This window comes from Variovorax sp. GW460-12-1-14-LB1, assembly GCF_059423605.1.
The window spans coordinates 37,587-60,156 of the sequence record NZ_JBWKYF010000009.1 but is presented as its reverse complement, the minus strand read 5'-3'; the positions used below and the strand labels follow the sequence as shown (position 1 = coordinate 60,156).

Sequence of the window (22,570 nt, the reverse complement as noted above, 5' to 3'; positions counted from 1 at the left end):
TAACCCCACCAGGAGACAGCATGGATTTCGAATATTCGGCCAAAACCAAGGAGCTTCAGAAGCGCGTTCTCGCCTTCATGGAAGACCACATCTACCCGGCCGAAGCCGAGTACAGCGCCGAACTGGCCGCCAACACGGTCGCCGGCAAGCGCTGGAGCGCCCTGCAGACCGTCGAGAAGCTCAAGGCCAAGGCCAAGGCACAAGGCCTGTGGAACCTGTTCCTGCCGGTCGACAGCGCCTCGGCCTCGGGCTATGAGGGTGCCGGCCTGACCAACCAGGAGTACGCCCCGCTGGCCGAGATCATGGGCCGGGTGCCATGGGCCTCCGAAGCCTTCAACTGCTCGGCGCCCGACACCGGCAACATGGAAACCATCGCCCGCTACGGCTCGGAAGAGATCAAGGCGCGCTGGCTCAAGCCGCTGCTCGAAGGCCAGATCCGCTCGGCCTTCGCCATGACCGAACCCGACGTCGCTTCCAGCGATGCCACCAACATCGCCACGCGCATCGAGCGCCAGGGCGACGAGTACGTCATCAACGGCCACAAGTGGTGGATCTCCGGTGCCGCCGATCCGCGCTGCGCCGTGTTCGTCACCATGGGCAAGACCGATCCCGAAGCGCCCAAGCACTCGCAGCAGAGCATGGTCATCGTGCCCGCCGACACCAAGGGCATCCGCATCGTGCGCCCCCTGAACGTGATGGGCTACGACGACGCGCCGCACGGCCACGTCGAGATGTATTTCGAGAACGTGCGCGTGCCCGTCGGCAACATCCTGCTGGGCGAAGGCCGCGGCTTCGAGATCGCCCAAGGCCGCCTTGGCCCCGGACGCATCCACCACTGCATGCGCCTGATCGGCCTGGCCGAACGCGCGCTCGAGCTGATGTGCAAGCGCGCCTCGTCGCGCGTGGCCTTCGGCAAGACCGTCGCCTCGCAGACCGTCACGCAGGAACGCATCGCCGAAGCGCGCTGCAAGATCGACATGGCCCGCCTGCTCACGCTGAAGGCCGCCTGGCTGATGGACGTGGCCGGCAACAAGGTCGCACGCACCGAGATCGCGATGATCAAGGTCGTGGCACCCACCATGGCCTGCCAGGTCATCGACTGGGCCATGCAGGTCCACGGCGGCGGCGGCATGTGCGACGACTTCCCGCTGGCCTCGGCCTACGCACAGGCGCGCACGCTGCGCTTTGCCGACGGTCCGGACGAAGTGCACCGCAACGCGATCGCCAAGTGGGAGCTGGGCAAGTACGCCGCCGACAAGTCGGGTGCCACCGCCGACGCGCCTGTCACGCGCTTCTGATCCAGACAAAAGAAAGGGCGCGATCGCCGCGCCCTTCTCTTTCCAATCTGGCCATGCCGCCTACGCCTTGCGCGTCGGCGGCATTTTTATTTACCGCATTCGGTCAGAGCTTCTTCTGCAGGAAGACGGCGTGGCCGAATTCCGGGTCGAGCTGGTAGCTGACGAAGCCTTCGCGCTGGTAGCTGCGCAGCGCGGGGGCGTTGCCCGACAGCACCTCGAGCGTGAGCTTGCAGGCGCCGCGCCGCCGGGCTTCCTGCTCGACCTGCGCAAACATCTGCTGTGCCACGCGCTGGCCACGGTGGCTGGCGCGCACGACCACGTCGTGCACATTGACCAACGGCTGGCAGGCGAAGGTCGAGAAACCCTCGATGCAGTTGATCAGGCCCACGGGCGTGTCGCCGTCGAAAGCCAGCACGCTGAACGCCTGCGGACGCGCCGCCAACGCGGCGGGCAGGCCTTCGCGCACCGATGCGGGCAATGGCGTGCCGCCGCCGGCTGGGTCGCGCGCGTAGCTGTCGAGCAACTCGACCAGCGCCGCCGCTTGCAGCGGATCGCGGTAGTCGGCAAGGCGGGTTTCGATGCGGCCCGCCGTCGTCATGCGACAGGCCTGAGCGTGGCCGCGAGGCGCTCGGCGCAGGACTGCGACTGCTTCGGATCGCGCGCCTCGACCATCACGCGCACCAGCGGCTCGGTGCCACTCGCACGGATCAGCACGCGGCCCGCATCGCCCAGCTCGGCTTCGATGCGCTTCGTTTCGCTGGCGAGCGCCTGGTTGCTCTTCCAGTCCTGGTCGGGCGCGAGGCGCACGTTGATCAGCGTCTGCGGGAACAGCGTCACGCCTTCGAGCAGCTGCGCCACCGTCTTGCCGCTGCGCACGCAGGCCTGCAGCACCTGCAGCGCGCTGACGATGCCGTCGCCCGTGGTGTGGCGGTCGAGCGCCAGCAGGTGGCCGGAGCCTTCGCCGCCGAGCAGCCAGCCGCGCTTGTCGAGCTCTTCAAGCACGTAGCGGTCGCCGACCTTGGCGCGCACGAACTCGATGTCCTGTGCGCGCAGGGCCATCTCGACGGCCTTGTTGGTCATGAGCGTGCCGACCACGCCCGCCGGCTTCTCGCCGCGCGCGACGCGTTCGGCCACCATCAGGTACAGCAGCTCGTCGCCGTTGAACAGGCGGCCGCTGGCGTCGACCAGCTGCAGCCGGTCGGCGTCGCCGTCCAGCGCGATGCCGTAGTCGGCCTTCTGCGCCGTCACCGTGGCGACCAGCGCCTCGGGATGCGTGGCGCCGAAGCCCTTGTTGATGTTGAGTCCGTCGGGCGCACAGCCGATGCTGGTGACGTCCGCGCCCAGTTCGTGGAACACGTTCGGCGCCACCTGGTAGGCCGCGCCGTGGGCGGCATCGACCACCAGCTTCATGCCGCGCAGCGACAGGTCGTTGGCGAAAGTGCTCTTGCAGAACTCGATGTAGCGGCCATCCGCATCATTGAGGCGGCGGGCCTTGCCCAGGTTGGCCGAGTCGACCCAGACGGGTTCTTCTTCGAGCGCGGCCTCGACGGCCAGCTCCCAGGCATCGTCGAGCTTGGTGCCCTGCGCGCTGAAGAACTTGATGCCGTTGTCGGGAAAGGCGTTGTGGCTGGCGCTGATCACCACGCCCAAGCTGGCGCGCTGGGCGCGCGTGAGGTAGGCCACACCCGGCGTAGGCAACGGGCCGAGCAGCACCACGTCGACGCCGGCGGAGTTGAAGCCCGACTCGAGCGCCGACTCGAGCATGTAGCCCGAGATGCGGGTGTCCTTGCCGATCAGCACCGTGGGACGGGCCTGGGTTTTCTTGAGCACGCGGCCGACGGCGTGCGCGAGACGCAGCACGAAATCGGGGGTGATGGGCGATTGGCCGACCGTGCCGCGGATGCCGTCGGTGCCGAAATACTTACGGGTCATGTTGTTGCTCTTTGAAGGTGTTCTTGCGGTGCTTCCGCGCGCATGGCACGCCATACGGCGAGGGCGGCGACGGTGTCGCGTACGTCGTGCACCCGCACGACCGCCGCACCGCGGTCCACGGCCAGCACGGCGGCTGCCACGCTGGGCACGGTACGCCCGGATGCATTCTCGATGCCGGTGACGGCCCCGATGGAGGACTTGCGGGACCAACCTAGCAACAAGGGGTAACCGGTTGCCAACAATTCCCGCTGTCGACCGAGGAGCGCGAAGTTCTGCGCCACGCTCTTGCCGAAACCGACGCCCGGATCGAGTGTGATGCGCGCAGGGTCGATGCCCAGCGCCGTCAGGGGCGCCAGTTGCGCGTCCCAGAAAGCCAGCACCTCGGGAATCACGTCACCCTGCATCGGCAGCGCCTGCATGGTCTGCGGGTCGCGGTGCATGTGCATCAGGCAGATGCCGCAGGTCGGGTGCGCCGCCACGGCCTCGCGCGCGCCGGGTTGGCGCAGCGCCCAGATGTCGTTGACGATGTCCGCGCCCAGGTCGAGCACGGCGCGCATCACCTCGGGCTTGTAGGTGTCGATCGACAGCGGCACGTTCAGCTTCACGGCCTCGCGCACCACGGGCAGCACGCGCGCCAGCTCGGCGTCCAGCGGCACGGCGGGGCTGCCGGGGCGGGTCGATTCGCCGCCGATGTCGAGGATGTCGGCGCCCTCCTTCAGCAACTGCTCGCAGTGCTTCAGCGCAGTCTCGGTCGACGCGTGCGCGCCGCCGTCGGAGAAAGAATCGGGCGTGACGTTGACGATGCCCATCACGCGCGGCTGCGCGAGGTCAATCCTGAAACGCGAGGTCTGCCAAACCGCACCATCTGGCTCACCATGGAAAACGGGGCCAGGGGCCCCGTTGTTGCTTGATTTCAAGCCCACCTCAAGCGGCGGTCGGCGCCGGGTCAGGATTGACGGCCGGCGTGCCACCACTGCCGCCGCTGCCCGAAGGCGGGATGCGCGGCGTCCAGTCCTTGGGCGGACGCGGTGCGCGGCCGGCCATGATGTCGTCGAGCTGTTCGCTGTCGATGGTTTCCCATTCGAGCAGCGCCTTGGCCATGGCGTGCATCTTGTCGCTGTTCTCTTCGATGAGGCGGCGCGCCAGGGCGTACTGCTCGTCGATGATGCGGCGCACCTCGCCGTCGACCTTTTCCATGGTCTGTTCGCTCATGTTGGTCGTCTTGGTGACCGAGCGGCCCAGGAACACTTCGCCTTCGTTCTCGGCATAGACCATCGGGCCCAGCGCGTCGGTCATGCCGTAGCGCGTGACCATGTCGCGGGCGATGGAGGTCGCGCGCTCGAAGTCGTTGCTGGCGCCGGTGGTCATCTGGTGCATGAACACTTCTTCGGCGATGCGGCCACCGAACAGCATGCTGATCTGGTTCAGCATGTACTCGCGGTCGTAGCTGTAGCGGTCCTGCGACGGCAGGCTCATGGTCACGCCGAGGGCGCGGCCACGCGGAATGATCGTGACCTTGTGGACCGGGTCGCACTTGGGCAGCAGCTTGCCGATGAGGGCGTGGCCGGACTCGTGGTAGGCCGTGTTGCGGCGCTCTTCCTCGGGCATGACCATGCTCTTGCGCTCGGGGCCCATGAAGATCTTGTCCTTGGCCTTCTCGAAGTCCTGCATCTCGACCACGCGCGCATTGCGGCGGGCGGCCATCAGGGCGGCTTCGTTGCACAGGTTGGCCAGGTCGGCGCCCGACATGCCGGGCGTGCCGCGGGCGATCACGCTCGGGTTCACGTCCTGGCCCAGCGGGACCTTGCGCATGTGGACGGCCAGGATCTGTTCGCGGCCGCGGATGTCGGGCAGGGTGACGTACACCTGACGGTCGAAACGGCCCGGACGCAGCAGTGCGGCGTCCAGGATGTCCGGGCGGTTGGTGGCAGCCACCACGATCACGCCGAGGTTGGTTTCGAAGCCGTCCATCTCGACCAGCATCTGGTTGAGGGTCTGCTCGCGCTCGTCGTTGCCGCCGCCGAGACCGGCGCCGCGCTGGCGACCCACCGCATCGATTTCGTCGATGAAGATGATGCAAGGCGCGTTCTTCTTGGCGTTCTCGAACATGTCGCGCACGCGGGCTGCGCCCACGCCGACGAACATTTCAACGAAGTCGGAACCCGAAATCGAGAAGAACGGCACCTTGGCTTCGCCGGCGATCGACTTGGCCAGCAGCGTCTTGCCGGTGCCCGGAGGGCCGACCAGCAGCAGGCCGCGCGGAATGCGGCCGCCGAGCTTCTGGAAGCGCTGCGGGTCTTTGAGGAAGTCGACGACTTCACGGACTTCTTCCTTGGCCTCGTCGCAGCCTGCGACGTCGGCGAAAGTCACCGTGTTGTTGTTCTCGTCCATCATGCGGGCCTTGCTCTTGCCGAAGCTGAACGCCCCGCCCTTGCCGCCGCCCTGCATCTGGCGCATGAAGTAGATCCACACGCCGATCAGCAGCAGCATCGGGCCCCAACTGACCAGCAGGGTCATGAGGAGCGAGCCCTCTTCGCGCGGCTTGACGTCGAACTTGACGTTGTGGTCGATCAGGTCGCCCACGAGGCCGCGGTCGAGGACCGTGGCGGTCGTGCGGATCTTGCGATCGTCGTTGGTGACGGCGACGATCTCGCCGCCGCCGGCGCCTTCAGGAATGATGGCGCTCTTGATCTGGTTGTTGCGGACCTGGTCCAGGAACTCGGAATAGCTCACCGTTCCCGAGCCGACGCCACCGCGGGTGTCGAACTGCTTGAACACAGTGAACAACACCATGGCAATGACGAGCCATACGGCAACTTTGGAAAACCACTGATTGTTCAAACGAAGCTCCAGTCGAAAGCGCGTGACGGGAATATGAAATACGCGCTGAGGGTACGCAATTGCGCCCCATTTTAGGCTTTTCAAGCTGCGAAAAGCGGACATTTCCCTATAGCAGCCATAGGCTGACAAGGGTTTGCGCCCCTGGAGGGCACCCCACGGCAAGGTATCAATGCGTATCGAGCGCCTTCAATCCCCTGCCAATGAGGAAGGTCTCTGCCGATTTATCGCGCGATGCCTTGGGCTTGAGCGGCTTCACGACGCGGAAATTGGCCTTGAACATCTTGACCAATTCGTCGTACCCGCTGCCGTGGAATACCTTCGCCACCAATGCCCCTTCGGGCTTCATGTGGTGCTGGGCGAAGTCGATGGCCAGCTCGATCAGGTGCGCCACCCGGGCAGCGTCGGCCGAATGGATGCCCGACAGGTTGGGCGCCATGTCGGACACCACCAGGTCGGCCTTGCGGCCGTCCAGCACCGCCAGGAGCTGCGCCAGCAGCGCGTCCTCGCGAAAGTCGCCCTGCAGGAAGGTCACGCCTTCGATGGGCTCCATCGGCAGCAGGTCGAGCGAGATGATGGTGCCGTTGAGGTCGCCGACCGCCGCCCCGCCCGGCGACATGCGCCGCCGCAGGTACTGGCTCCAGGCGCCGGGAGTCGAGCCCAGGTCGACCACCAGCTGGCCGGGCTTGACCAGCCCGAGCGACTCGTCGATTTCCTTGAGCTTGTAAGCCGCGCGGGCGCGGTAGCCCTCTCTGGTCGCGAGCTTCACGTAGGGGTCGTTGATGTGGTCGTGAAGCCACGCCTTGTTGACTTTTTTGCTTTTGGCTTTGGTGCTCATGAGGGTGTTCGTGTACGCGTCGATAATACGGGGATGCCCGCCATTCAACTTACCCCTGCCGAGCGCAAGGTGCACCGCGCCGAAGCTCACCACCTGGATCCGATCGTCATGGTCGGTGGAGACGGGCTCACCCCTGCCGTGAAAAAGGAGGCCGACGCGGCCCTGAAGGCCCATGGCCTGATCAAGGTGCGCGTCTTCTCCGACGACCGCCTCGCGCGTGACGCCATGCTCCAGGAGCTCGCCGACGAGCTCGACGCCGCCCCGATCCAGCACATCGGCAAGCTGCTCGTGCTGTGGCGCCCGAAGCCCGAAAAAGAGCGTGTGATCGACGAAGACCGCATGCCCGGCCCGCGCGACGTGAAGATCGTCAAGTACAGCAAGCGCGGCGGCCAACGCCCTGAAATCAAGACACTGCGTGTGCTCGGCAACCAGCGCCTGACCCCTGGCGGCACCATCAAGCGCGCCAAGGCCAAGCGCCCGCTGTCGGCCAAGAAACGCAACCAGGCGGACTGAACTTGGTGGCAGCGCAAGGCGCCCAGCGCCATATCCTCTGCATGAAGTGGGGCACCAAGTACGGCCCCGAGTACGTCAACCGGCTCTACGCCATGGTGCGCCGCCACCTCAGCGGCGACTTCAAGTTCGTCTGCCTGACCGACGACGGCAACGGTATCCGCCCCGAAGTGACGTGCCTGCCGATTCCGCCGCTCAACCTCCAGCTGGCCCCGGGCCAGCGCGACGGCGCCTGGAAGAAGCTCACGACCTTCGAGCAGGACCTGCACGGCCTGCGCGGCACCGCCCTCTTCCTGGACGTCGACGTGGTGATCGTCGGCAGCCTGGACGCCTTCTTCGAACAACCCGGCGAGTTCCTGATCATTCACGACTACGCCCGCCCCTGGCGGCGCGAGCGGATCACGGGCAATTCATCGGTCTACCGCTTCGAGCTGGGCGCCCATGCCGACGTGCTGGCGTACTTTCGCGCCAACATGGACAAAGTGCAGGCCGAGTACCGCAACGAGCAGGCCTACCTGTCGGACGTGCTGCACAAGCAGGGCAAGCTGGCCTACTGGCCGGCCGCCTGGTGCCCGAGCTTCAAGTACCACGGCATCCCGACCTGGCCGACCAACTACTGGGAAGAGCCCTTCGTGCCCGAAGGCGCCCGCGTGATGGTGTTCCACGGCGAGTGCAACCCGCCCGATGCGCTGGCGGGACGGCGCAACCGCGCCTTCCGCTACATCCGGCCGGCGAGCTGGGTCGCCAAGCACTGGAAAGAGTAAAGCCGGAGGCGGCGGCGATGCGTGTCGCCGCCCCGGTTCAGCGTGGCGCCCGAGCGGCGGCACCCATGCGCCACAGCAACGTGCCGGCGCACACCCACTGAACGAAATACATGCCCGTGCCCACGGCGTGCCACAGCTTGAGGTTGTCGCGCGCCACGATGCGCGGCGCCACGGCGTACTGCTGCAACAGCGCCAGCAGCAGCGCCGCCAGCACCAGGAAGATGGCCGTCAACACCGGTTGGGTCATGCCATCGTCGGCCTTCTGGCGGAAATGGATCAGCAGGATCAGCCCGCAGCCGATGGCGATCCAGCTTTGCGCCTCGAACAGCTGGGCCGCGAAATTGCCCGCCACCGCCGGGTTGCCGAGCCGGGCGAAGAGCATCGGCACCACCAGGAAACCGATGGTGCTGAGACTGCCCCACCAGAGGGCCGCCAGCATCAGCGCGATGCGGTCTTTCATCCGACTCAGAGGTAGCGGACCGCCACGATCTCGTAGCGCTTGAGGCCACCCGGCGCCTGCACTTCGGCCGTGTCGCCCTCTTCCTTGCCGATCAGCGCGCGTGCGATCGGGCTGGAGATGTTGATGAGGCCGAGCTTCAGGTCGGCTTCGTCTTCGCCCACGATCTGGTACTTGACGGCATCGCCCGACTCTTCTTCCTCGAGCTCGACGGTCGAGCCGAACACCACCTTGCCACCGGCATCGAGCTCGCTCGGGTCGATGATCTGCGCGGCCGAGAGCTTGCCTTCGACTTCCTGGATGCGGCCTTCGATGAAGCCCTGGCGGTCCTTGGCGACTTCGTATTCGGCGTTTTCGCTCAGGTCGCCCTGAGCGCGTGCCTCGGAAATGGCGTTGATGACCCAGGGACGGTCGACCGTCTTGAGCTGGTGCAGTTCGGCACGCAGTTTTTCAGCGCCGCGCTTGGTGATCGGAATGGTGGCCATGTTGTTGGTTCTCCATAAAGCGAAACCGCCGAACGCTGCCGTTCGGCGGTCGATTGAGGGAATTGATCAGACGAGTGTGCGTCCGGTCAGCCGGCTCAGGATGGCGAGCGGGCTCGATTCGGGATTGTATTGCTTCGATGCGGCCAGATGAAGGGTCTGCTCGAGCATGTACTGGCCTGCCATCACGGCGTGCGAGGTCTGGTCCGAGAAGCACACCCACACCGAACCCGGCGGGAATTTCGCCGTTTCCTGCGGCGAGTTTTCCTGGTACGCCATGTCCGACTTCATGCCGTCGTGCAGCTGCAGCATCAGGTGGTCGTACTCGCTGCGGAACGACTTGGTGACGTGCAGCGCCTGCAGCAGCTTGGCCTGCCAGCGCGCATAGGGCTTGGCCCGCGGCAGGAAGCGCTTGGCGATGTCCTCGAAAGGCTCGCCCACCCGCCACACGCGGGGTGCGCCGTCGGGATTGACGTTGGTGAACACGCGCAGGATGCGCTCGCCGTAATTGGGCCGCGACGGGAATGCATCGACGTGCAGGCGCCGGTCGTCGGCGCGCCACGACTGCACGCGCGTCTCGACCTGGGCCGGCCGGTAGCTGGTCGGTGCCAGGCGCAAGGCCGGCGTGTAGTGCGGCAGCAGCCCATGGATGAGCTGCTGCGCCTGCGTGCGAAAACGCTTCACCATCGCCGCCGTGGCGCGCTGCACCGCCTCGTCACCGACGGCGCCCTTGAGCTTGCCATGGGCGTCGAGGCTGATGTTGCGCACGTCGGGCGACAGCAGGCTGGGCGTCAGCAGGCTGCGCTCTTCAGGCATCAGCTCGAAGCCCAGCCGCGGGAAGTACAGCACCTTGCCGGCTTCCAGTTCCGCGATCCACGCCTCGTTGGGCGTGGCTGCATTCCAGTCCGCGAGGTCCAGTTCGACCAGCTGCGTTTCCATGGCGGTGCCCGGTCAGGCAGCGGCCAGCTGCGCGTGCATCTCCTGCACCGAGATCACGCCCAGCTCGTCCATGAAGCCCATGCCTTCGACCGCGGCTTCGGCGCCGAAGATCGTGGTGAAGGTGGTCACGCGTGCCAGCAGTGCCGAGGTGCGGATCTGGCGCGAGTCGGTGATCGCGTTGCGGCGCTCTTCCACCGTGTTGATGACCAAGGCAATCTCGTTGTTCTTGATCATGTCCACGATGTGCGGGCGGCCTTCGGTCACCTTGTTGACCGTCTCGCAGGCGATGCCGGCGGCGCTGATGGCCGCGGCGGTGCCCTTGGTGGCGACCAGTTCGAAGCCCAGCTTGGCCAGGCCGCGCGCCACTTCGACGGCGCGCGCCTTGTCGTTGTTCTTCACCGAGATGAAGGCCTTGCCCGTCTTGGGCAACAGCGTACCCGCGCCCAGCTGCGACTTCACGAAGGCTTCGCCGAAGGTCTTGCCCACGCCCATGACTTCGCCGGTCGACTTCATCTCAGGGCCGAGGATGGTGTCCACGCCCGGGAACTTGACGAACGGGAACACGGCTTCCTTCACGCTGAAGTACGGCGGCGTCACTTCCTTGGTCACGCCCTGCGACGCGAGCGACTGGCCGGCCATGCAGCGTGCCGCCACCTTGGCCAGCTGGATGCCCGTGGCCTTGCTCACGTAAGGCACGGTGCGCGACGCACGCGGGTTCACTTCGAGCACGTAGATGACGTCCTTGCCGTCCTTCTGCTGGATGGCGAACTGCACGTTCATCAGGCCGACCACGTTCAGCGCCTTGGCCATGGCGGCGCTCTGGCGCTTCAGCTCGGCCACCGTGTCGGCGTTCAGGCTGTAGGGCGGCAGCGAGCAAGCCGAGTCGCCCGAGTGCACACCAGCTTGCTCGATGTGCTCCATCACGCCGCCGATCAGCGTGCCGCCTTCGGCATCGCGGATGCAGTCGACGTCGCACTCGACGGCGTCGTTCAGGAAACGGTCGAGCAGCACCGGCGAGTCGTTGCTGACCTTCACGGCCTCGCGCATGTAGCGCTCGAGGTCGCGCTGCTCGTGCACGATTTCCATCGCACGGCCGCCGAGCACGTAGCTCGGACGCACCACCAGCGGGTAGCCCAGGGCCGCAGCCTTTTCGAGCGCTTCGGGTTCGGTGCGCGCGGTGGCGTTCGGCGGCTGGCGCAGGCCCAACTCGTGCAGCAGCTTCTGGAAGCGCTCACGGTCTTCGGCCGCATCGATCATGTCGGGCGAGGTGCCGATGATCGGCACGCCATTGGCCTCGAGGTCGAGCGCGAGCTTCAACGGCGTCTGGCCGCCGTACTGCACGATCACGCCGAGCGGCTTTTCCTTGTCGACGATCTCCAGCACGTCTTCGAGCGTGAGCGGCTCGAAGTACAGGCGGTCGGAGGTGTCGTAGTCGGTCGACACGGTCTCGGGATTGCAGTTGACCATGATGGTCTCGTAGCCGTCCTCGCGCATCGCGAGCGCGGCGTGCACGCAGCAGTAGTCGAACTCGATGCCCTGGCCGATGCGGTTGGGACCGCCGCCGAGCACCATGATCTTCTTCTTGTCCGTCGGGTCGGCTTCGCACTCGTCCTCGTAGGTCGAGTACATGTAGGCCGTGTTGGTCGCGAACTCGGCCGCACAGGTGTCCACTCGCTTGTAGACCGGACGCACGCCCAGGGCGCGACGCTTCTCGCGGATGGCCGTGTCGGTGGTCTTGAGCTGCTTGGCCAGGCGGCGATCGGAAAAGCCCTTCTTCTTGAGCGCGAGCAGCGTGTCCTTGTCGATGTCGTCCAGCGACTTGGTTTCCAGCTCGAGCTCGATCTTCACGATCTCTTCGATCTGCACCAGGAACCACGGGTCGATCTTGGTCAGCGCGAACACTTCATCGACGCTCAGGCCCATGGCGAAGGCATCGCCCACGTACCAGATGCGTTCGGGACCGGGCTCGCCCAGTTCCTTTTCGAGCACTTCGCGGTCCTGCGTCTTCTCGTTCAAGCCATCGACGCCCACTTCGAGGCCGCGCAGGGCCTTCTGGAACGATTCCTGGAAGGTGCGACCCATGGCCATCACCTCGCCCACCGACTTCATCTGCGTCGTGAGGCGCGAGTCGGCCTGCGGGAATTTTTCGAAAGCGAAACGCGGGATCTTGGTGACCACGTAGTCGATCGACGGTTCGAACGACGCGGGCGTGGCGCCGCCGGTGATTTCGTTGCGCAGCTCGTCGAGCGTGTAGCCCACGGCCAGCTTGGCCGCGACCTTGGCGATCGGGAAGCCCGTGGCCTTGGAGGCCAGCGCCGACGAACGCGAGACGCGCGGGTTCATCTCGATGACGACCATGCGGCCGTCTTTCGGGTTGATGGAGAACTGCACGTTCGAACCGCCCGTATCGACGCCGATCTCGCGCAGCACGGCCAGCGAGGCATTGCGCAGGATCTGGTATTCCTTGTCGGAGAGCGTCTGCGCGGGTGCCACGGTGATCGAGTCGCCGGTGTGCACGCCCATCGGGTCGAGGTTTTCGATGGAGCAGACGATGATGCAGTTGTCAGCCTTGTCGCGCACGACCTCCATCTCGTACTCTTTCCAGCCGAGCAGCGATTCTTCGATCAGCAGCTCGTTGGTGGGCGAGGCTTCGATGCCGCGCTTGCAGATGGTCTCGAATTCTTCCGGGTTGTAGGCGATGCCGCCGCCGGTGCCGCCCAGCGTGAAGCTGGGGCGGATGACGACCGGGAAGCCGACCGTCTTCTGCACGGCCCACGCCTCGTCGAGCGTGTGGGCGATGCCCGAACGCGCCGAGCCCAGGCCGATCTTGGTCATCGCGTCCTTGAACTTCAGGCGGTCTTCGGCCTTGTCGATGGCTTCGGGCGTGGCGCCGATCAGCTCGATCGGGCGGTTCGTGGCCGTGCCGGTGTACTTGTCGAGCACGCCGTTGCGCCACAGATCGAGCGCGCAGTTCAGCGCGGTCTGGCCGCCCATGGTCGGCAGGATCGCGTCGGGGCGTTCCTTGGCGATGATTTTTTCAACCGTCTGCCAGGTGATGGGCTCGATGTAGGTGACGTCGGCCGTGGCCGGGTCGGTCATGATCGTCGCGGGGTTGCTGTTGATCAGGATGACCTTGTAGCCCTCTTCGCGCAGCGCCTTGCAGGCTTGAACGCCGGAGTAGTCGAACTCGCAAGCCTGGCCGATGATGATCGGGCCGGCGCCGATGATGAGGATCGATTTGAGGTCGGTGCGCTTAGGCATTCTTGTGCTCCGTCTTGTGCTTTTCCATGAGTGCCGTGAAGCGATCGAACAGGTAGCCGATGTCGTGCGGGCCCGGCGAAGCTTCCGGGTGGCCCTGGAAGCAGAACGCGGGCTTGTCGGTGCGCGCCAGGCCCTGCAGCGTGTTGTCGAACAGGCTGATGTGGGTGGGACGCAGGTTGGCCGGCAGCGACTTCTCGTCGACCGCGAAGCCGTGGTTCTGGCTGGTGATGCTCACGCGGCCGTTGTCCAGGTCCTTCACCGGATGGTTCGCGCCGTGGTGGCCGAACTTCATCTTGAAGGTCTTGGCGCCCGAGGCGAGCGCCATGATCTGGTGGCCCAGGCAGATGCCGAAGGTGGGAATGCCGGTTTCGATCAGTTCCTTGACGGCGCTGATGGCGTAGTCGCAGGGCTGCGGGTCGCCGGGGCCGTTGGCCAGGAAGATGCCGTCGGGCTTGAGCTTGAGCACGTCGGCCGCGGGCGTCTGCGCCGGCACCACGGTGATGCGCGCGCCGCGCTGCGCGATCATGCGCAGGATGTTCTTCTTGACGCCGTAGTCGAACGCGACCACGTGGAACTGCGGCGTGATCTGCACGCCGTAGCCCGCGCCGAGCTTCCACTCGGTCTCGGTCCATTCGTAGGTCTGCTTGACCGACACCACCTTGGCCAGGTCGAGGCCAGCCATGCTGGGCGCGGCCTTGGCTGCGGCGATGGCCTTGTCGATCAGCGCCTGCGTCACGGTCTCGCCCGCGGCCAGGCCCAGGATGCAGCCGTTCTGCGCGCCGTGGGTGCGCAGGTGGCGCGTGAGCTTGCGGGTGTCGATGTTCGCAATAGCCACCGTGTTGCCGGACACGAGGTACTCGGTCAGCGTGGCGGTCTTGCGGAAGTTGGAAGCGACGAGGGGCAGGTCCTTGATGATCAGGCCCGCGGCATGGATCTTGTCGGCTTCGATGTCCTCGCCGTTGACGCCATAGTTGCCGATGTGCGGATACGTCAGGGTGACGATCTGCTGGCAGTAGCTGGGGTCGGTGAGGATTTCCTGGTAACCGGTCATGGCGGTGTTGAACACCACTTCACCGGTCGTGGAGCCGGCGGCTCCGATCGAGTTGCCGAGAAAGACCGTGCCGTCTGCGAGCGCCAGGATGGCGGGCGGGAAACTTCCCTTGAGAGACAAAAGCACTGGGTTCTCCGGATGGTTACGGTCGCCCGGAGCCCCAGGCGCGTTGCCTGCGGACTGCTGCTTAAGGGGATTTTGGCGTTGAAGGCGGCCGGGCGACGCTGATTTGCGAGTAAGCCCCCGATTGTAGCCCGGACTGGGTGTGTTATTTGGCCTGCAGGGCTGCTCCGCTTGCGTGCAGGCAGATGGCGGCCGCCGCCGCCACGTTGAGCGACTCTTCGCCGCCCGGTTGCGCGATACGGATGTGGTGGGCGGCTCGGGTCTCCAGCGCGGCCGAAACGCCCTGCCCCTCGTGGCCCATCAGCCAGGCGCAGGGGTGCGGCAGATCGGCCTTGTGCAGCCATTCGCCCCGGTGCGAGCTGGTGGCCACCAGCGGCACCCGCAGCGCGTCGAGCGCGTCGATGTCCACGCCTTCGACCAGCCGCAGGCCGAAGTGGGCCCCCATGCCGGCACGGAGCACCTTCGGTGCCCACAGCGCGGCCGTGCCCTTGAGCGCGATCACCTGGGTGAAGCCGAAAGCCGCCGCGCTGCGCAGGATGGAGCCGGCATTGCCTGCATCCTGGAGACGGTCGAGCACCACGCTCGGGGCGTCGGGCAGGATTTCGGGCCGCGCCGGCAGCTCGAGCACGAAGCCCATCGGCGCGGGCGACTCCAGGCCACTCACTGCGCGCAGCAAGTCGTCGGCAACCACTACCGTTTTGATAGCACTCTGCACCCATTCGGCGGGTGCCGAGGGCCAGAATGCCTCCGAGAACACCGCCACCGCCGGCCTGACGCCGCGGGCCAGCGCCGCGCGACACAGGTGATCGCCCTCGAGCCAGAGCCGGCCGAGCTTGCGATAGGCGCCCGGATCTTGCGCGAGCTTGCGCAGGTCCTTGAGCAAGGGGTTGTCGCGCGAGCTGATGTGGCTCGGGCCGGTGTCGGTGGTCATGGCGGGCTCAGGGGGCGGCGCGCGGATCGAGGCGTGCGTTGTGGTTTTCGGCGGCGCCGATCACGTGGGCGACCGAAACCTCGCCGGCCATGACATTGACGCCTGACGTTGCAGCAGCCGTGCGCGCCAGCGCCGCCGCCACCGGACTGAACGAGCGGCGGTGGTGCGCGCAGGCGCCGTGACGCTGGAGCGCCTCAAGGTGCTCGCGCGTGCCGTAGCCCTTGTGACCGGCGAAGCCGTAGTGCGGAAATTCGTCGTGCAGTTGCGTGCAGAGCCGGTCGCGGTGCACCTTGGCCAGGATGGACGCGGCCGAGATCGCCTTGACCCGCGCGTCGCCCTTGACGATGGCCTCGGCCAGCACGTCGAGCCGGGGCAGGCGGTTGCCGTCCACCAGCACCTTGACGGGCTTGAGCCGCAGGCCTTCGACCGCGCGACGCATAGCGAGCATGGTGGCCTGCAGGATGTTGAGGCTGTCGATCTCCTCGACCGAGGCCTGCGCGATCGAGCAGCACAGTGCCTTGGCCAGGATCTGGTCGTGCAGGCGTTCGCGCTGCAGGGCCGTGAGCGTCTTGGAGTCGGCCAGGCCGCGGATCGGGCGCAGGTCGTCGAGGATCACGGCCGCGGCCACCACGGGGCCGGCCAGCGGCCCGCGCCCTGCCTCGTCGACGCCCGCCATCAGGCCGGGCGCGTCCCACACCAGCGGGGCCTGCTCAGCCTTCAAGAACTTTCTGGATCGCATCGGCGCACAGTGTGGGCGTGTCGCGCTGCAATTGCACATGCAGCGCGGAAAATCTTTGTTGCAGCGCCTGCGTCTTCGCGGGCGCGTCGAGCCATTCGAGCGTGGCGTTGGCCAAGGCCTCCGGCGAGGCGGCTTCCTGCAGCAGTTCGGGTACCACGAACTCGCGGCACAGGATGTTTGGCAGCCCGACCCAGGGCTGCAGCTGCTTGCGCTGCATGAGGCGCCAGGAGAGCCCGTTCATGTTGTAGGCGATGACCATCGGCCGCTTGAACAGCGCCGCCTCGAGCGTGGCCGTGCCGCTGGCGATCAGCGTGACGTCGCAGGCGGCGAGCGCGGCATGCGACTGGCCGTCGAGCAGCTTCACCCGCCCTGCCATGCCGGCGGCCTGCAGCAGGCTTTCGACCTCGGCGCGCAACCCCGGCAGGATCGGCGCGATGAACTGCAGCTTCGGCTTGGCCTTCTGCATCAACGCCGCAGCCGCGAAGAAGCGGGCCGCGAGATAACGGATCTCGGAACGCCGGCTGCCGGGCAGCAGCGCGACGACCTGCGCCTCGGGGTCCAGTCCCAGTGCGGCGCGGGCGGCGGCGCGGTCGGGCGTCATCGGGATCACGTTGGCAATCGGATGGCCCACGTAGCTCGCGGCCACGCCCTGCTTTTCGAGCAGTTCGGGCTCGAACGGGAAGATGCACAGCACGTGGTCAGCCGCGGCCCGGATCTTGTCGATGCGATCGGCACGCCAGGCCCAGATCGAGGGGCAGACGAAGTGGACGGTCTTGATGCCCTCGCTGCGCAGGCCGGCTTCGAGGTCGAGATTGAAATCGGGCGCGTCGACACCGATGAACAGCTCGGGGCGCTCGCGCAGCAGTCGGGCCTTGAGCTGGCGACGGATGCCGGCGATCTCGGCGTAGTGCCGAAGCACCTCGATGTAGCCGCGCACCGCCAGCTTTTCCTGCGGCCACCAGCTCTGGAAGCCATGGGCCAGCATGCGCGGACCGCCGATGCCGACGGTCTGCAAGGCAGGCCAGCGGGCTTCGAGGCCGTCGAGCAGCAAGCCCGCGAGCAGGTCGCCGGACGCTTCGCCCGCGACCAGCGCGAAGCGGCGCTGCTCGTTCGTGCTCATCGCGCCCATGTCAGCGCGCGATGCCGCGCGTTGAATGAGCGAGGAAGGCCTCCATCAGCGCGACATCGCCGGCGGCCTCGGGCATTTCCGCTGCGAGCTCGGCGATGGCGGCGCGCGCCTCTTCGAGCGTCTTGCCCTGGCGGTACAGCAGGCGGTGCATCTGTTTGACCGCCGCGAGCCGCTGCGCCGAGAAATCGCGCCGGCGCAGGCCCACGATGTTGAAGCCGCGAACCGCCAGCGGATTGCCGTCGACCAGCATGAAGGGCGGCACGTCCTGCGAGATCGCGCTCGCGAAGCCGACCATGGCGTGCGCGCCGATCGAGACGAACTGATGGATGCCGGTCAGGCCGCCGATCGTGACCCAGTCGGCCAGGTGCACGTGCCCGGCTAGCGTGGTGTTGTTGGACAGCGTCGTGTGGTTGTCGACCCGGCAGTCGTGCGCGATGTGCGTGTACGCCATGATCCAGTTGTCGTTGCCGACACGCGTGATGCCCCCTGCCCCGGGCACGCCGAGGTTGAAGGTGCAGAACTCGCGGATCACGTTGCGGTCGCCGATGGTGAGCTCGGTGGGCTCACCCGCGTATTTCTTGTCCTGGGGGATCGCGCCGAGCGACGAGAACTGGAAGATTCGGTTGTCGCGCCCGATGGTCGTGCGCCCTTCGATCACGCAATGCGCGCCGATGGTGGTGCCCGCGCCGATCCGCACGTGCGGGCCGATCACGGTGTAGGGACCGACCGACACCGAGGCGTCGAGCTGGGCCTTCGGGTCGACGATCGCGGTCGAATGAACCTGGGTCATGCCTTGCAAGAGACGATGAGCCGGATCAGCTGTTGATCTGGCGCATGGCGCACATCAGCGAGGCTTCGCACGCCAGTTCGCTGCCCACGAGCGCACGGCCCTTGAACTTCGAGATGCCGGCCTTCATGCGCTCGATCTCGACTTCCAGCGTGAGCTGGTCGCCCGGCTCCACAGGGCGCTTGAAGCGCGCGCCGTCGATGGCCGCAAAGTAGTAGACCGTGTTGTCGTCGGGCACGATGTCCAGCGAACGGAACGACAGCAGCGCCGCGGCCTGCGCCATGGCTTCGAGCATCAGCACGCCCGGCATCACCGGACGGTGCGGGAAGTGGCCGTTGAAGAAGGGCTCGTTCATCGTCACGTTCTTGAGCGCCGTGATGCGCTTGCCCTTCTCCATGCTCAACACCCGGTCCACCAGGAGAAACGGGTAGCGATGCGGCAGCAACTTGAGAATTTGGTGGATATCGAGCGTCGTGTCCGTCATGGTGTTCTGTTCCTGCATCGTCGTCATTGTTTCGAGGGGGCTTTTTCCAGCGCCTTCAGTCGTTCGCGCAGGCTGTGCAACTGCTTGAGTGTTGCCGCATTCTTTTCCCAGTTCGCATTGTCATCGATCGGAAACATGCCGGTGTACTGGCCCGGCTTGCGGATGGAACGCGTCACCACGGTGGCGGCCGACACGTGCACGCCGTCGGCCACCGTGAGGTGGCCCAGCACGATGGCGCCGCCGCCGAAGGTGCAGTGGGCGCCGATGGTGGCGCTGCCGGCCACGCCGACGCAGCCCGCCATCGCGGTGTGCTTGCCGACGCGCACGTTGTGGCCGATCTGGATCAGGTTGTCGAGCTTCACGCCGTCTTCGATCACGGTGTCGTCGAGCGCGCCGCGGTCGATGCAGGTGTTGGCGCCGATCTCGACGTCGTTGCCGATGCGCACCGCGCCCAGCTGCTCGATCTTGACCCAGGCGCCCTGGTGCGGCGCGAGGCCGAAGCCGTCGGCCCCGATCACCACGCCCGGGTGCAGCAGGCAGCGCTCGCCGATGCTGCAGTCTTCGCTGACCGTGACGCGCGACTTCAGCACGGTGCCCGCGCCGATGCACGCGCCCCGCTCCACCACGCACAGCGCACCGATGCGCGCGGTGGCGTCGACATGGGCTTCGGGATGGATCACGGCGGAGGGATGGATGCGATCGGCTTCCGGGCGCGCATGGTGCGCTTTCCACAGCTGCGTCAGGCGCGCAAAGTAGTAGTACGGGTCGGGCGTGACGATGTAGGCGCCGCGCGCCGCGGCAGCCTCGCGCATGGCGGGCGACACGATGACACAGGCCGCCTTGGAGGCGGCCAGTTCCTGCTGGTATTTGGGATGGCTCAGGAAGCTGAGCGCATCGGGCTGTGCATTCTGAAGCGGCGCGAGCCGCTCGATGGACAGCGTGGCATCTCCATGAAGCTCGCCCCCGAGGGCGTCAACGATGGCTCCGAGCTGCAGCGACACGCCGGTTCGCGGCGTTACTTGCCGGCCGCAGGCGCAGAGGAGCCGACCGACGCGTTGAGCGCCTTGATCACCTTGTCGGTGATGTCGTGCTTCGGGTTGATGTAGATCGCTTCCTGGAGGATGGCGTCGTACTTTTCGGCTTCGGCGACCTGCTTGACCACGCGGTTGGCGCGCTCGTAGACCTGCTGGAGCTCTTCGTTCTTGCGCGCGTTCAGGTCTTCCTGGAACTCGCGGCGCTTGCGCTGGAAGTCGCGGTCCTGGTCGACCAGCGAACGCTGGCGCGAGACGCGCTGGCTTTCCGACAGGGTCGGTGCCTCGCGCTCGAACTTCTCCGAGGCCGTCTTCAGTGCATCGCCCTGCACGGTCAGGTCCTTTTCGCGCTTGAGGAATTCAGCCTCGAGCTTGGCTTGCGCGGTCTTGGCCGGCTGCGCTTCACGCAGCACACGGTCGGGGTTCACGAAACCGATGCGAAAGCTTTCCTGGGCCTGCGCGGGCGCAGCCACGAGGGCAAAAGCGGGAATCAGGAACGCGCCGGCGGCGGCGCGAATCAAATGCTTCATTTAGAAAGACGTTCCGATCTGGAATTGGAGGCGCTGAATTCTATCCTTCGGGATCACGACGAACCCGGTGCTCGGATCCGTCACTTCCTTCTGGGACTTGACGGGGAAAGCGTAGGCCAGGCGCAGCGGGCCCAGCGGCGAGATCCAGCTGATGCCCAGGCCGACCGAGGCGCGCAGCTTCTTCTGGGCCTTCCATTGCTCGTCCGTCACGTTGGGTGCACGGGAGCCGAACACGTTGCCGACGTCGAAGAAGCCGTACAGGCGCAGCGTGCGGTCGTTGCCGGCGCCGGGGAACGGCGTACTCAGCTCGGCGTTGAAGATGGCCTTCTTGGTACCGCCCAGTGCCGCGCCTTCGGTCTGACCGAGCAGCGGCTGGTCGCGCGGACCCAGCGAGTTCTGCTCGAAACCGCGGATCGAACCCAGGCCACCGGCGTAGAAGTTCTTGAAGATCGGGTAGACCTTGCCACCGAAGGCCTTGGCATAACCCACTTCACCATTGATGGCGAAGGTGTACTGCTTGTTGATCGCGAAGAACTGCTGGTATTGATAGCTGGTCTTCAGGTACTTCATGTCGCCGCCCACGCCCAACTCGAGGTTGGCGCGCTGCAGGCGGCCGGTGGTCGGGACCAGCGCGCTGTCGCGGCTGTCGCGGCCCCAGCCCACGGTCAGCGGGATGCCCCAGACGCTCTTCTGGTCGCAGCTGGTGACGAACCAGCCGGTCGCGTCCTTGCCGCAATGGAAGTAGTTCAGGTACGACTGCGGCGTGGTGAGGCCGGCGAGCGCCGAGCGGTTCGGGTCGAACGCGTAACGCTCCAGGCCGACGCCGAAGAAGACGGTGTCGAGTTCGCTGAACGGCACGCCGAAACGGATCGAGGCGCCCTGGTTCACCAGCTTGTAGTCGCCGTCTTCGTTCGTGGAGTACGGGCGCGTCGTCGTGTGGTACACGCTGATCGTGCGCGAGATGCCGTCCTTCGTGAAGTACGGGTCGGTGGTGGTCAGCGACAGCGTGCGGTTGTACTTGCTGGTGTTGACCTGCACGCCCAGGAAGTTGCCCGAGCCGAACACGTTTTCCTGCGAGATGCCGAAGGTCAGCGCGACCTTTTCCGCGCTCGAGTAGCCGGCGCCCAGCTGCAGCGTGCCGGTGGGCTTTTCGGCCACGTTGACGGTCAGGTCGACCTGGTCGGGCGAGCCCGGCACTTCCTGGGTCTCGACGTTCACTTCGGTGAAGAAGCCCAGGCGGTCCACGCGGTCGCGCGAGACCTTGATCTTGTCGCCGTCGTACCACGAGGCTTCGAACTGGCGGAACTCGCGGCGGATCACTTCGTCACGCGTCTTGTTGTTGCCGCCGACCGACACGCGGCGCACGTACACGCGGCGCGAGGGCTCGGCCTGCAGCGTGAGCGTGACGCGGTTGTTCACGCGGTCGATGTCCGGACGCGCCTGCACGCGGGCGAAGGCGTAGCCGAAGGTGCCGAAGTAGTCGCTGAAGGCCTTGGTGGTCTCGGTGACCTGCTCGCCGTTGTAGGGCTCGCCCGGCTTGATCGTGATGAGCGACTTGAACTCGTCGTCGCGGCCCAGGTAGTTGCCGTCGAGCTTGATGCCCGCCACCACGAACTTCTCGCCTTCGGTGATGTTCACCGTGACGCTCAGGTCCTTGCGGTCCGGCGAAATGGCGACCTGGGTCGAATCGATGCGGAACTCGAGGTAGCCGCGGGTGATGTAGTAGCTCTTCAGCGTCTCGAGGTCGGCGTTGAGCTTGGCGCGCGAGTACTGGTTCGACTTGGTGTACCAGCTCATGAAGCCGCCGCTGTCCTGGTCGAACAGGCTCAGCAGCGTCGATTCGCTGAAGGCCTTGTTGCCGACCACGTGCACTTCGCGGATGCGGGCGGATTCGCCTTCGGTCACGGTGAACGTCAGGTTCACGCGGTTGCGCTCGATGGGCGTGACCGTGGTCACGACGTTCGCGTTGTAGAGGCTCCGGCTCACGTACTGGCGCTTGAGCTCCTGCTCGGCGCGGTCGGCCAGCGCCTTGTCGTACGGGCGGCCGTCGGCCAGCCCGATTTCACGCAGCGCCTTCTGCAGCGCCGCCTTGTCGAATTCCTTGGCGCCGACGAAGTCGACGTCGGCGATGGTGGGCCGCTCTTCGACGATCACCACCAGCACGTTGCCGTTGACGTCGATGCGCACGTCCTTGAACAACCCCAGGTCGAACAGCGCACGGATCGCGGCCGAGCCGCGTTCGTCGCTGTAGGTGTCGCCCACACGCAGGGGCAGCGACCCGAAGATCGTGCCGGCCTCGACGCGTTGCAAGCCTTCGACGCGGATATCGCGCACCGTGAAAGGCTCGACGGCCCAAGCGGCCGTGGCCGCCAGCGTGCTGGCCACCACCGCGGCAACGCTACGCAGGCGAAAGCGACTGAAGTTTGTGTTCATCTGTGAATTGGGC

At 66.3% G+C, this 22,570-nt stretch carries 21 protein-coding genes; 3 read left to right on the top strand and 18 right to left on the bottom strand.

What is annotated here, in order from left to right:
- The first annotated feature begins 20 nt into the window (after positions 1 to 20).
- A complete protein-coding gene (locus AC07Y4_RS06990) occupies positions 21 to 1,298 on the top strand; it encodes an acyl-CoA dehydrogenase family protein (protein ID WP_139706559.1) in 1,278 nt (425 codons plus the stop codon).
- 103 nt (positions 1,299 to 1,401) lie between these two features.
- On the opposite strand, the gene AC07Y4_RS06985 is transcribed toward AC07Y4_RS06990, so the two are convergent.
- From AC07Y4_RS06985 to AC07Y4_RS06965, 5 genes are all read right to left on the bottom strand, one after another.
- A complete protein-coding gene (locus AC07Y4_RS06985) occupies positions 1,402 to 1,896 on the bottom strand; it encodes a GNAT family N-acetyltransferase (RefSeq protein WP_487847039.1) in 495 nt (164 codons plus the stop codon).
- The gene (gene glmM, locus AC07Y4_RS06980; RefSeq protein WP_487847040.1) at positions 1,893 to 3,230 is read right to left on the bottom strand and encodes a phosphoglucosamine mutase; all 1,338 of its coding nucleotides are present in this window, start codon (positions 3,228 to 3,230) and stop codon (positions 1,893 to 1,895) included. The genes AC07Y4_RS06985 and glmM overlap by 4 nt, the downstream gene beginning before the upstream one ends.
- On the bottom strand, positions 3,227 to 4,039 hold the full coding sequence (gene folP, locus AC07Y4_RS06975; protein WP_369632697.1) for a dihydropteroate synthase: 813 nt from the start codon (positions 4,037 to 4,039) through the stop codon (positions 3,227 to 3,229). Before folP ends, glmM begins: the two co-directional genes overlap by 4 nt.
- Positions 4,040 to 4,154: 115 nt before the next feature.
- On the bottom strand, positions 4,155 to 6,071 hold the full coding sequence (ftsH, locus tag AC07Y4_RS06970) for an ATP-dependent zinc metalloprotease FtsH (protein ID WP_062471558.1): 1,917 nt from the start codon (positions 6,069 to 6,071) through the stop codon (positions 4,155 to 4,157).
- A gap of 166 nt (positions 6,072 to 6,237) precedes the next feature.
- Positions 6,238 to 6,906: an RlmE family RNA methyltransferase gene (locus tag AC07Y4_RS06965; protein ID WP_095947720.1), complete on the bottom strand. Its 669-nt coding sequence runs from the start codon at positions 6,904 to 6,906 to the stop codon at positions 6,238 to 6,240.
- A gap of 33 nt (positions 6,907 to 6,939) precedes the next feature.
- Here AC07Y4_RS06965 and AC07Y4_RS06960 point away from each other — a divergent pair, with 33 nt between their 5' ends.
- Together AC07Y4_RS06960 and AC07Y4_RS06955 are read left to right on the top strand one after the other, a co-directional pair.
- A complete protein-coding gene (locus AC07Y4_RS06960) occupies positions 6,940 to 7,419 on the top strand; it encodes a YhbY family RNA-binding protein (protein ID WP_062471564.1) in 480 nt (159 codons plus the stop codon).
- Between the two features lie 2 nt (positions 7,420 to 7,421).
- Positions 7,422 to 8,180 (top strand): glycosyltransferase, encoded by a 759-nt coding sequence (locus AC07Y4_RS06955; RefSeq protein ID WP_070060536.1) that lies wholly within the window; start codon positions 7,422 to 7,424, stop codon positions 8,178 to 8,180.
- Between the two features lie 37 nt (positions 8,181 to 8,217).
- Here the strand turns inward: AC07Y4_RS06955 and AC07Y4_RS06950 are convergent, their stop codons facing one another.
- From AC07Y4_RS06950 to bamA, 13 genes are all read right to left on the bottom strand, one after another.
- The gene (locus AC07Y4_RS06950) at positions 8,218 to 8,640 is read right to left on the bottom strand and encodes a DUF4149 domain-containing protein (protein ID WP_487847041.1); all 423 of its coding nucleotides are present in this window, start codon (positions 8,638 to 8,640) and stop codon (positions 8,218 to 8,220) included.
- Between the two features lie 5 nt (positions 8,641 to 8,645).
- Entirely contained in the window at positions 8,646 to 9,122 is a 477-nt protein-coding gene (gene greA, locus AC07Y4_RS06945; RefSeq protein ID WP_056518766.1) for a transcription elongation factor GreA, read from the bottom strand.
- Positions 9,123 to 9,188: 66 nt separating this feature from the next.
- Positions 9,189 to 10,058 (bottom strand): Kdo hydroxylase KdoO, encoded by an 870-nt coding sequence (gene kdoO / locus AC07Y4_RS06940; RefSeq protein WP_487847042.1) that lies wholly within the window; start codon positions 10,056 to 10,058, stop codon positions 9,189 to 9,191.
- A gap of 12 nt (positions 10,059 to 10,070) precedes the next feature.
- Positions 10,071 to 13,319: a carbamoyl-phosphate synthase large subunit gene (carB, locus tag AC07Y4_RS06935; protein ID WP_487847043.1), complete on the bottom strand. Its 3,249-nt coding sequence runs from the start codon at positions 13,317 to 13,319 to the stop codon at positions 10,071 to 10,073.
- A complete protein-coding gene (gene carA, locus AC07Y4_RS06930) occupies positions 13,312 to 14,496 on the bottom strand; it encodes a glutamine-hydrolyzing carbamoyl-phosphate synthase small subunit (RefSeq protein WP_062471578.1) in 1,185 nt (394 codons plus the stop codon). The genes carB and carA overlap by 8 nt, the downstream gene beginning before the upstream one ends.
- Before the next feature lie 142 nt (positions 14,497 to 14,638).
- On the bottom strand, positions 14,639 to 15,424 hold the full coding sequence (locus AC07Y4_RS06925) for a TrmH family RNA methyltransferase (RefSeq protein ID WP_487847044.1): 786 nt from the start codon (positions 15,422 to 15,424) through the stop codon (positions 14,639 to 14,641).
- A gap of 7 nt (positions 15,425 to 15,431) precedes the next feature.
- Positions 15,432 to 16,163, bottom strand: a complete 732-nt coding sequence (rnhB, locus tag AC07Y4_RS06920; protein ID WP_487847045.1) for a ribonuclease HII — start codon at positions 16,161 to 16,163, stop codon at positions 15,432 to 15,434.
- Positions 16,135 to 17,283, bottom strand: a complete 1,149-nt coding sequence (gene lpxB, locus AC07Y4_RS06915; protein WP_095947873.1) for a lipid-A-disaccharide synthase — start codon at positions 17,281 to 17,283, stop codon at positions 16,135 to 16,137. Before lpxB ends, rnhB begins: the two co-directional genes overlap by 29 nt.
- 10 nt (positions 17,284 to 17,293) lie before the next feature.
- Positions 17,294 to 18,082, bottom strand: a complete 789-nt coding sequence (gene lpxA / locus AC07Y4_RS06910) for an acyl-ACP--UDP-N-acetylglucosamine O-acyltransferase (RefSeq protein ID WP_487847046.1) — start codon at positions 18,080 to 18,082, stop codon at positions 17,294 to 17,296.
- Positions 18,083 to 18,107: 25 nt separating this feature from the next.
- Positions 18,108 to 18,563: a 3-hydroxyacyl-ACP dehydratase FabZ gene (gene fabZ, locus AC07Y4_RS06905; RefSeq protein ID WP_056582588.1), complete on the bottom strand. Its 456-nt coding sequence runs from the start codon at positions 18,561 to 18,563 to the stop codon at positions 18,108 to 18,110.
- A gap of 23 nt (positions 18,564 to 18,586) precedes the next feature.
- A complete protein-coding gene (gene lpxD, locus AC07Y4_RS06900; RefSeq protein WP_487847047.1) occupies positions 18,587 to 19,564 on the bottom strand; it encodes a UDP-3-O-(3-hydroxymyristoyl)glucosamine N-acyltransferase in 978 nt (325 codons plus the stop codon).
- Positions 19,565 to 19,578: 14 nt separating this feature from the next.
- Positions 19,579 to 20,124: an OmpH/Skp family outer membrane protein gene (locus tag AC07Y4_RS06895; RefSeq protein ID WP_062471593.1), complete on the bottom strand. Its 546-nt coding sequence runs from the start codon at positions 20,122 to 20,124 to the stop codon at positions 19,579 to 19,581.
- Complete coding sequence (gene bamA / locus AC07Y4_RS06890; protein ID WP_062471595.1) at positions 20,125 to 22,557, bottom strand: outer membrane protein assembly factor BamA; 2,433 nt, start codon at positions 22,555 to 22,557, stop codon at positions 20,125 to 20,127.
- Positions 22,558 to 22,570: the final 13 nt, after the last annotated feature.